The sequence below is a fragment of the Oerskovia rustica genome (assembly GCF_014836555.1).
GTDB classification, from domain to species: domain Bacteria; phylum Actinomycetota; class Actinomycetes; order Actinomycetales; family Cellulomonadaceae; genus Oerskovia; species Oerskovia rustica.
Genome location: NZ_JACSQQ010000063.1, coordinates 1 through 6,363, shown reverse-complemented (window position 1 = coordinate 6,363; position 6,363 = coordinate 1). Strand labels below are relative to the sequence as shown.

7 protein-coding genes and 3 tRNA genes are annotated in these 6,363 nt (G+C 73.9%); 5 read left to right on the top strand and 5 right to left on the bottom strand.

Annotated features, from left to right (window positions below):
- Nucleotides 1-227: 227 nt before the first annotated feature.
- From H9652_RS19285 to H9652_RS19275, 3 genes are all read left to right on the top strand, one after another.
- Complete coding sequence (locus H9652_RS19285; RefSeq protein WP_164984114.1) at nucleotides 228-395, top strand: hypothetical protein; 168 nt, start codon at nucleotides 228-230, stop codon at nucleotides 393-395.
- A gap of 7 nt (nucleotides 396-402) precedes the next feature.
- Nucleotides 403-1,518: a PH domain-containing protein gene (locus H9652_RS19280; protein ID WP_191798412.1), complete on the top strand. Its 1,116-nt coding sequence runs from the start codon at nucleotides 403-405 to the stop codon at nucleotides 1,516-1,518.
- Between the two features lie 186 nt (nucleotides 1,519-1,704).
- Nucleotides 1,705-3,177: a nitronate monooxygenase gene (locus tag H9652_RS19275; protein ID WP_318244284.1), complete on the top strand. Its 1,473-nt coding sequence runs from the start codon at nucleotides 1,705-1,707 to the stop codon at nucleotides 3,175-3,177.
- A gap of 5 nt (nucleotides 3,178-3,182) precedes the next feature.
- On the opposite strand, the gene H9652_RS19270 is transcribed toward H9652_RS19275, so the two are convergent.
- The 4 genes from H9652_RS19270 to H9652_RS19255 all read right to left on the bottom strand — a co-directional run bounded on the left by H9652_RS19270 (nucleotide 3,183) and on the right by H9652_RS19255 (nucleotide 3,987).
- Nucleotides 3,183-3,458, bottom strand: a complete 276-nt coding sequence (locus H9652_RS19270; protein WP_191798410.1) for a hypothetical protein — start codon at nucleotides 3,456-3,458, stop codon at nucleotides 3,183-3,185.
- Between the two features lie 136 nt (nucleotides 3,459-3,594).
- Nucleotides 3,595-3,670, bottom strand: a tRNA-Glu gene (locus tag H9652_RS19265).
- 78 nt (nucleotides 3,671-3,748) lie between these two features.
- A tRNA-Glu gene (locus tag H9652_RS19260) sits at nucleotides 3,749-3,821 on the bottom strand.
- A 94-nt stretch (nucleotides 3,822-3,915) separates the two neighbouring features.
- Nucleotides 3,916-3,987: transfer RNA gene (locus H9652_RS19255), tRNA-Gln, on the bottom strand.
- Nucleotides 3,988-4,235: 248 nt separating this feature from the next.
- On the opposite strand from H9652_RS19255, the gene H9652_RS19250 reads away from it, so the two are divergent.
- Together H9652_RS19250 and H9652_RS19245 are read left to right on the top strand one after the other, a co-directional pair.
- Nucleotides 4,236-5,045 carry a class I SAM-dependent methyltransferase gene (locus tag H9652_RS19250; protein WP_318244283.1) on the top strand — a complete coding sequence of 270 codons (810 nt, stop codon included), beginning with the start codon at nucleotides 4,236-4,238 and terminating at the stop codon, nucleotides 5,043-5,045.
- Nucleotides 5,042-5,698 carry a hypothetical protein gene (locus H9652_RS19245; protein ID WP_191798407.1) on the top strand — a complete coding sequence of 219 codons (657 nt, stop codon included), beginning with the start codon at nucleotides 5,042-5,044 and terminating at the stop codon, nucleotides 5,696-5,698. The genes H9652_RS19250 and H9652_RS19245 overlap by 4 nt, the downstream gene beginning before the upstream one ends.
- 86 nt (nucleotides 5,699-5,784) lie before the next feature.
- Here H9652_RS19245 and H9652_RS19240 read toward each other — a convergent pair.
- Nucleotides 5,785-6,363, bottom strand: a 579-nt coding sequence (locus H9652_RS19240) for a putative sulfate exporter family transporter (protein WP_191798406.1), incomplete at its 5' end; no start/stop codon positions are given.

Sequence of the window (6,363 nt, the reverse complement as noted above, 5' to 3'; positions counted from 1 at the left end):
CGCCGAGAGGCGCCCACCCCTCACGGCGTCCGGCACCCAGCCACGCCCTGGCGCGTCCCAGTGGTGCTGCGGCCTTGCCCCGCCATGTCCGGACACGGGACCCACGACCGATTCGGGCGAAACGCTAGACTCGGCCCCGGCGCGCCTCCGACGGCGCTCCGCCTGTTCGCTCCACCATGGCGGGCAGAGCCGAGAACCGCCCCGATCGACGACGTGAGGACCACACGATGCCCGGCAAGGCCAAGACCATCCTGATGTGGGTCGTCATCGTCTTCCTGCTGTACGCGGTCGTCCAGAGCCCCGACCGCGCGGCGGACATCGTCCAGGCGATCTGGGACGTCATCCTGGGCGCCTTCCAGAGCTTCGGGCAGTTCGTCCAGTCGCTCATGAAGTAGGCGCACCGTGGCGCAGGACCTCCCCTCGCAGGCGTACGAGTCTGCGCCGCGCCTGAGCGCGCGCCACCTGCGGCGCTACATCCTGCCCGGTGAGCGCGTGGTCCTGGCCACGCGTGCCCACTGGGGCAAGCTCGCCGAGCCCGTCGCCACGACGGCCGCCGCCTTCCTGCTCGCGGCCTGGCTCGTCAGCGTCCTGGCTCCTGCCGTGGGCGAGGGCTCGCTGCTGCTCTGGTGGGCCTGGGTGCTGGTCGCCCTCCGTCTGCTGTGGAAGGTCCTGGACTGGCGCAACGAGTGGTTCGTCGCGACCGACAAGCGCATGCTCCTGATGTTCGGGCTCGTGACCCACAAGGTCGCGATGATGCCCCTCGGCAAGGTCACGGACATGAGCTACAGCCGCTCGATCCTCGGGCGGATCCTCGGCTACGGCCAGTTCATCCTCGAGTCGGCCGGGCAGGACCAGGCCATGAGCCGCATCAACTGGGTCGCCAACCCGGACGCCACGTACCGGAAGCTGTGCGACACGATCTTCATCCCCGGGGGGCGCGGCGGGCCGTGGGGCCAGCAGCCGCAGGGCGGCGCACCCGGTGGGGGCGCGACTCCCCCGCCCCCCGCACAGCCCGCGCAGGCTACATATGCGACAGCTCAGCAGGCGCCGACCCCTGTCCCGGGCCGGTTGAGCTGGGCACCGACGAGCGACGGGCCCGAGGGCGACCTGTCGGCCGCCGCGACACAGCCCATCGCCGTGCGCTCGGTGCAGGCCGGCGGGCAGGGCCACCTGTTCGTCGCACCCCGCGGCAGCTCCCCCCGGCTGGACGGCTCCGACCGACCGGTCATGGCTCCCCCGCTGCCGCCGGACCCGGTGACCGACCGGCCGGACCGCTCAGCCCGGCCGGAGCAGCCGGAAGAGATCGCCGAGCAGATCGGCGACGGCCTCGGCGACGGGCCCGACGGTGAGTCCGACGGTCCCGCATGGGAGGTCTCCGACGACGACCGCGGCCGGTTCGTGCCCGTCACGCCCTGGGACCCGCAGAGCGGGTGGCAGGCCACGGACCCGTGGTCGCGCCCCGAGGGCGCGTCGGGCCCGCCGTCGGCGAACCCGCCCGTCCCGCCCCCGCCCCGCTGACTCGTCGGCCTGGCCCACGGGTCGGTGGGCTCGTCGGCCGTCGCGGCCGAGACCCTCCGCCCCGGGGCCGGAAGCAGGGCACCGTGACATCTCCGCCAGGTTCGGGCCCTTCGACCCTGTTCTCGACGCAGGTCCCCAACCTACGGTGCAGTAACCACCCGCCCCAGGCCTGAGAAGGGTCCACCTGTGACCACGCTGTCCCTGCCCGCCCCCGCATCGTTCCCGCCCCTACCTCGTGTGATCCAGGGCGGGATGGGGATGGCGGTCTCGTCCTGGCGACTCGCGTCGGCCGTCGCACGCACGGGGCAGCTCGGCCTGGTCTCCGGGACCGCGCTGGACCTCGTCCTGGCGCGCAGGCTGCAGAACGGCGACCGCGACGGCGCGGTGCGCAGGGCGCTCGACGCCTTCCCGGTGCCGCGGTTCGCCCAGCGGGTGCTCTCGCGCTACTTCCGTCCCGAGGGGCGCGGCGAGGGCCAGCCCTACGCCCCCGTGCCTCGCCTCGCGCTCCGTCAGACCCGCCTGGCGCAGGAGCTCATGATCCTGGGCAGCTTCGTCGAGGTGTGGCTCGCCAAGGAGGGGCACGACGGGCGGGTGGGCATCAACTTCCTCGAGAAGATCCAGATGGCCGCTCCTGCGGCCGCCTACGGGTCGATGCTCGCCGGCGCGGACTACGTCGTGACCGGGGCGGGCATCCCCCGCGACATCCCGCACCTGCTGGACCAGCTCGCGGGTCATGAGGCCGTCCAGTTCCCCGTCACGGTGGTGGGTGGCAGCCACCACACGGTCGATCTCGACCCCGACACGCTCCTCGGCGGGTCGCTGCCTCCCGTGACGCGGCCCACGTTCCTCGCCGTCGTCTCCGCGCACGCCCTGGCCGAGCACCTGGTGCGCGAGGACCACACCCGGCCCGACGGCTTCGTGGTCGAGGGCCCTCCTGCCGGCGGGCACAACGCCCCTCCCCGCGGGCGCCTGACGCTCGACGAGGCCGGGCAGCCGGTGTTCGGCCCACGCGACCAGGCCGACCTGACGAAGGTCGCCGCGATCGGGCTGCCGTTCTGGCTGGCGGGCGCGCAGGGCACCCCGGAGGCGTTGGCCACCGCGTGCGAGGCCGGGGCGACGGGCGTCCAGGTCGGCACGCTCTTCGCGCTCTCGACCGACTCGGGGCTCGACCCTGCCCTGCGCGAGGACGTGCTCGCGCGGCTGCGCGCCGGGACGCTCGACGTACGCACCGAGCCGCTCACCTCGCCGACCGGCTTCCCGTTCAAGGTCGCCCAGCTCCCGGGCACCCTCTCGGCCACGGACGTCGCGGCGGCGCGGCCCCGGCTGTGCGACCTGGGCTACCTCCGCACCCCGGTCGAGAAGGACGACGGCAAGGTCACCTATCGCTGCCCCGCGGAGCCGGCCCACATGTTCGAGCGCAAGGGCGGAGGGGCCGACGACGCCGTCGGCCGGTCGTGCCTGTGCAACTCGCTCGCGGCCGACGTCGGGCTCGGTCAGACACGTGCCGACGGGTACGTCGAGCTCCCCCTCGTCACCCTCGGGGCGGACGTCGCCGGAGCGGCGCGGCTCGCAGAGCGGCACGACGGCGCCTGGTCGGCCGGCGACGTGCTCGACTGGCTCCTGGACGAGGGGGCGCCGGCCTCGACGATCGGCGCCTGACGGGCTCAGCCCGGGGTCGGGACGCGACGGCTCCTGACCTTCTCCAGCTGGGCCGACAGGTCCCAGTCCCCGGGGCGCGCGCCGGGTGCGAACCACGGGGCACCCCCGTCGACCCAGGCCTTGCGGGCTCGGAGCGCGGTGCGCCAGGAGACGTCCTGCACCCCGCTCTCGGATCCGCAGCAGTCGCAGACGGCGTGGAGAGGAGTGCCCCCGTGCCACAGCTCCTCCGGGTCGCCCGGGTCGGACCAGCCGCAGACCCTGCACGTCACGTCGATGAACATCGCAGGAACCTAGCACCTTCGTCCGTCGCGCGTCGGACGGGTCGCCGACCGGATGCTCCCCCGGAACGGGTAGCCGACCGGATGCCCCCCGGAGACGACGAAAGCTCGACCATCTTCCGATGATCGAGCTCTGCGTTGGTACCCCCAACGGGATTTGAACCCGTGTTACCGCCGTGAGAGGGCGGCGTCCTAGGCCGCTAGACGATGGGGGCCAGGACCGCTCCCCCACCCAAAAGGGCGAGTGAGCGTCATCGAGGCCCGGTCATCTGACGATGGCCAGGCCTCGTACGTACCCCCAACGGGATTTGAACCCGTGTTACCGCCGTGAGAGGGCGGCGTCCTAGGCCGCTAGACGATGGGGGCCTAAGCTCGTCACCCCGAGGGGCGCCGTGCCGTTGAGAACTCTACTGCACGTTTCGTGTCGGTTTGACCGACTCGATGCGCTGCATGCTCTGCGCTGGGGTACCAGGACTCGAACCTAGAATGACGGTACCAGAAACCGTTGTGTTGCCAATTACACCATACCCCAAGGAGGTATCAGCGCCGCACCCTCGTCCCGTTCCCGGGCCGCGGTTGAGCGCCTCACCGAGAGAAAACATTACCGGACACTTCCGGCCCGGCCAAATCGCCCTCGCGACGCCCGGCTGCGTCGCCCCCGCCGCTCGGCCCGCCTCGTCCGACCGCGCCCGGCTGCAGCGGCAGCCGGTCCACGGCCCCGTACGACACGTCGTGCGCCAGATGTAGACCTCGCCGCCCGGACGTGGCACCGTCGAAGACGTGAGCACCGACGACGTCCCGACCCCCGACCCCCCGCGCGCCTCGCACGCCGCGCGCGCGTCCTCGTTCGGCGCCGGAGCGGGCGAGTATCGGGCCGTCCGGCCGTCCTACCCGGACACCGCGATCGACTGGATGCTCCCCGCGGGCGCACGGCACGTGCTCGACCTCGCCGCGGGCACGGGCAAGCTCACCGAACGCCTCATGGCGCGCGGGCTCCACGTGACCGCCGTCGAGCCCTCCGAGGGCATGCGCGCCGAGCTCCAGGACGCCGTGCCGGGGGCCCACGTCCTGCCCGGTACCGCCGAGCGCATCCCTCTCGAGGACGGGAGCGTCGACGCGGTCCTCGTCGCCCAGGCGTGGCACTGGTTCGACGTCGCCGTCGCGGTCCCGGAGATCGCGCGCGTCCTGCGTCCCGGCGGGCGCCTGGGCGTCGTGTGGAACGTCCGCGACCACACGGTCGACTGGGTCGAGAGCTTCACCGAGATCATCCATCGGGGCGACTCGCTCGAGCCGGTCCACCGGACGCCCACGATCGACGGCGCCGACGGGGCCTTCACGCCGCTCGAGCACGCGACCTTCTCGTGGGCGGACCGGCTGCCGGCCGCGTCGCTGCGGACGCTCGCGTCCACGCGCAGCCACCTCCTGACCCTGCCGGCGACCGAGCGCGACGAGCTGCTCGACGCCGTCGACCGGCTGGTAGCCACGCACCCGGCCCTCGCCGGCCGGTCCGAGATCGACCTCCCGTACCGCGCCGAGTGCTGGCGCGCGGACCGCGTCCGCGGCACCGACACCGACGCGGCCGACGCGTGAGCGCCCAGCCGGAGGATCTCGCGACCACGCTGGCCCCTGGCCCCGTCACGCCCGACGACGTCCGCGCGGCCTCCCGTTGGCTCGCCGACGGCGTCGCGCGGCATCCCGATGCGGCCTTCGACGCGCAGGCGGGGCCCGTGCGGTGGTCGTGCTGGGCGACCGCCGAGCACGTCGTCGACGACCTCCTGGCCTACGCGCTCCAGGTCGCGGGCCTCCCCCTGCTCGACTACCTGCCGCTGGCGGGTCCCAAGGGTGAGGACGAGATCGCGCACGTCAAGCGCGAGGCCGGACCGGCGGGCCTGGCCGAGGTCATCGTCGCGGGCGGTGAGCTGCTCGCCGCCCAGGTCGCGGCCCGTCCCCCCACGGCCCGCGCCTACCACCCGTACGGGCTCTCGGACCCGGAGGGCTTCGCGGCCATGGGGGTCGTGGAGATCCTCGTCCACGGCCGGGACGTCTTCCAGGGACTCACGGGCACGTCTGCGACGCTGCCCGAGGGCATGAGCGCCCGGGTGCTGGCCCGGCTCTTCCCCGACCTGCCGCCCACCGCGCTCGACCTGGCCCCGGACGACGCCCTCGTGTGGGCGACGGGCCGCAGCGACCTGCCCGGCCTGCCGCGACGGACCCGTTGGCGCTGGGACGCGAGCGTCCGGTAGCCCACCGCCTGGTGGCGACGTCGGAGAGTCGTCGCCGCCAGGCCGGGGGTGTCGGGTCGGGGGTGTCAGGTCGCCGTCACGGGGCGTCACGTCAGGAGAAGGACCGCGACGAGCGAGGTCCCGGTCACGACCGCGGCCGACGCGGTGCCGAGCACGAGCGCGCGCCGACCTGTGCGGACCAGGTGCGCGGCGTCGACCCCGAGGCCCATCGCGAACATCGCGGCGGTGAACAGCAGCGTGGTGACCATGGTCGTCACCTCGATGACGGACGCGGGCAGGACGCCCGTGCTCCGCACCAGCACGGCCACGAGGAAGCCGACGACGAAGAGCGGCACGGGTGGCGTCCGGCGGGCCGCCGAGGCCCCGGAGCCCCCCGCGGCGACCTCGACGTCCGCGGGTGGCGCCACCCGCTCGCGCCGAGCCCTCAGCACCCCGGCCCCGGCCACGAGCGGGGCGAGGAGCACCACGCGGGCCAGCTTGCTCACGGTCGCGGTCGCGAGGGCGGCGGCCGAGACGGCGCCGCCCGCGGTCACGACCTGCGCGACCTCCTGGACGCTCGCGCCGATCCACAGTCCGGCGCGGTCGTCGGCGAGGCCCAGCAGCCCGGCGAGCCACGGCAGCACGAAGATCGCGAGCGACCCGAAGATCGTCACGAGCGCGAGCGC